Origin of the sequence: Listeria valentina (assembly GCF_011800755.1) — a bacterium.
Taxonomy (GTDB): Bacteria; Bacillota; Bacilli; order Lactobacillales; family Listeriaceae; genus Listeria; species Listeria valentina.
The window spans coordinates 1-2,814 of record NZ_JAATJW010000116.1 but is presented as its reverse complement, the minus strand read 5'-3'; the positions used below and the strand labels follow the sequence as shown (position 1 = coordinate 2,814).

Here is a 2,814-nt window from a genome sequence, read left to right as displayed (position 1 = left end):
ATAACAAAATACACTCCTTCTAAAGTGAACTAGATTTTTTATTCCTAGTGTCTACTTTATAGGGAGTGTATCACCTGATGGTTTATATGGAGATTATTTAATCCTATATAGACACCCAGATCTTTTTAACGGCACTTTATGGACTTTTTTAAAACGGTGAATTATCTGGAGTAATCCAGTGGTTGTTCGTCTTTTTTATAGATCTCCCTTTAGCTACATCCATCATCTATTTTCCTATCAGGTTGGCCACAATAGTAATTAACCATAGATGTACGGGGTAAAAAACGTAAAAAAGATATTTATAAAATTTCTTAGTACTTCCTTTTTTACCATTATATAAACGAATAAAAGGGATTGCTAAGATAATCATAAACGAATAATTGCCTGCAAAAATCATATTCCATATATTTTGCCAAGATATTACTTGTAATCCAGAAAAAATTTCAAAATAAAAAAGGAACCCTGCTAAAATGAAATAACCAATATCTCTTATTTTCCATTTTTCTCGGTAGAAATAACTAATTAACATAAATGGAATAACTACAATTCCACCTTCAGTTAAAAAAAGCCCAAAACTGCATAACAAAACCACACTTATAGCACTAAAGACTTTTTTTAGTTTTCCTTTCTTCTTTTGAATTATTTCGACGAAACCTAAAATAGTAACACCAACAGCTAATGTTAAGAATATATTATTTTCAACAACTACACCTCCTATTCTTCCAACTGTATGATTAAGTAGTGTATTTCCAAGAAACATTACTATCGCAGCGCCGTATAGACGAAACAAATACTTGGCTCTGCTTCTTGTATAGTAAAAACCCTCTACAGCCATAAAAGCAAATATAGGTGCCACGCAACGAGTTAACAATCCAAAGGCAACACTTAAATAGCTTCCATATTCATAATAAGTAAGTAAAGGTTCAATATGGTCTAATATCATTAAAAACATCATACTAAGCTTTAGTTGATTAGCATTCATCTTTTCATCATCTCCTTTCAGCATAGTTGACCTGTATAGGCGCTATTCTCTATGAATTTAAACGTCAAAATCTTCATTTTCTTTCGCTCATACTACGTGAATAAACCCATACATTGATTTCCTCATCTCATCAATGACTCGAAGCTTATAGACATAGAAAGATACTTAACACTCTTTCTTTGAAATAATAGACTTCATTTTTTCTACTTAGAGCTGACTAATATCCGCTCTCCTCCTAGTTACAAAAGTTTTATCACCTTTGCAGGGGTTTGTCTAAGCATTATTTCTTTATAGTCTTTTACATAAGAGCCCTTCACCTTTAATTTTAAAAAGTGGTCTTTCTTTAATACGTGCGTATTTCTAAATTCAATCACCTTCGCCTTTCCCTCTTCATTGATCGCTTTCTGTCTATATATGACCCCTCCATATGCATTCACATTCACTAGTTCATTAATTCTCACAAATACCACTTCTTTTTTACAAGCGGATTATATTGATCCATAATCTCTGCAAGTCCTCCTACTTGATTAATGGTAATTAACTTAGCTTCCACTAAAACTATACACGCAACTATACCAAAATTTAAAATCCATACTAGTAGTTTTTCATTTCCCCCCTCTATCTCTAGTTTTCCATCCCATTATTATATAGAAAAGATTAGTCTTTTAAATCCATCGGAGGCAAGAATTTTTCTACAACAATAGTCGCATACTCCTTTCTTTTTTTATGATTAGTTAAGTTTATGAATTTTTGATTGGCTAAATAGATATTTTAATGCAATAATCCTTCTCTTTCTTTTCTCCTTTTTTTCGTAAAAAGTCTAGTTCTTTAACCATCTCAAAAAATTCTTGATTCATCAGATAAAATGAATTTAGAATCGACAAAACTTTTTATAAAAGGTATTCCACAGTTTCACATTAATGTGCCATGGATTTTGGTGGCTACTTAATATATACTTTTGTATAAGCGGCTGAAGTTTTTTCGAAAAATTAGCCGGACTTGTTCGGACTAACCTTTCAAATACAGACATTTTCAACCAAAGTGGAAAATTATAAACACCCTTCTGTTTATCTTCTATCTGACAGCCATAAACCAAGAGAAAAATCTCATTTAGTTGATAATGAATACGCTTATCGACATGCATAGCTCCTAATTCTACCAGTTTTTGAATAATTTTTTCTTCTTTTTTGAGTAAAAACAATAAGAAATAGTCAAGTAGTTTCTCTTTTTCTAACTGCACAACTACGTCTTTAATCTGAAATTCTCTATATTCGGTATATTCAAATGCTTCAAAATGACTGTCTAACTGATTCTGAAAAACAAATTGGTCCTTTCCTGCTAGTTGATAAATGATTTGCTTTTTTCCATAACTAGCTGCAACAAGCCCTGTATCAATTAATACAAATTTATCTGTTGGATAAGAAATTTTTTGTCCTTGCCCTATGGTTTTCTTTTTTCCCAAGACATGCTTCCTCAAGTAGAATGGAAATAGATCATCATTTTCGATATATGCTTGAAATTCTAAGAAACTCATTGTTGTCCTATCCCTTCCTTTCAAAGAAAAACAAAATTTAAATGTATTTATCAAATAGCATTTACTGATCTAGAGAAGTATCCGCCTGCTTCTCTTAGTTTTGTGTGATTAGCTTTAATTGTTCGCTATTTGCCCTTTTTTCGGTAAATCAAATACGATTCGTTTTCTTTTGATTCATTTTAAGCTTATTCAAGAAAAAACATCCTGAATTATCTTTTTTATTCACTCGGACTCAAATCGTTGCTCGCTCGGCAAAACCATACATTTTTCCAGTTGTTTCATCTAACAACTTAAATTT

At 31.4% G+C, this 2,814-nt stretch carries 3 protein-coding genes; all 3 read right to left on the bottom strand.

Annotated elements, in window-relative coordinates; translation table 11 throughout:
- Positions 1–226: 226 nt before the first annotated feature.
- The 3 genes from HCK02_RS13585 to HCK02_RS13575 all read right to left on the bottom strand — a co-directional run bounded on the left by HCK02_RS13585 (position 227) and on the right by HCK02_RS13575 (position 2,444).
- The gene (locus tag HCK02_RS13585; RefSeq protein ID WP_167630634.1) at positions 227–982 is read right to left on the bottom strand and encodes a TraX family protein; all 756 of its coding nucleotides are present in this window, start codon (positions 980–982) and stop codon (positions 227–229) included.
- A gap of 239 nt (positions 983–1,221) precedes the next feature.
- Positions 1,222–1,452, bottom strand: coding sequence for a YxeA family protein (locus HCK02_RS13580; protein ID WP_281348891.1), 231 nt, complete (start codon positions 1,450–1,452; stop codon positions 1,222–1,224).
- 401 nt (positions 1,453–1,853) lie between these two features.
- Positions 1,854–2,444: a hypothetical protein gene (locus HCK02_RS13575; RefSeq protein WP_167630633.1), complete on the bottom strand. Its 591-nt coding sequence runs from the start codon at positions 2,442–2,444 to the stop codon at positions 1,854–1,856.
- Positions 2,445–2,814: the final 370 nt, after the last annotated feature.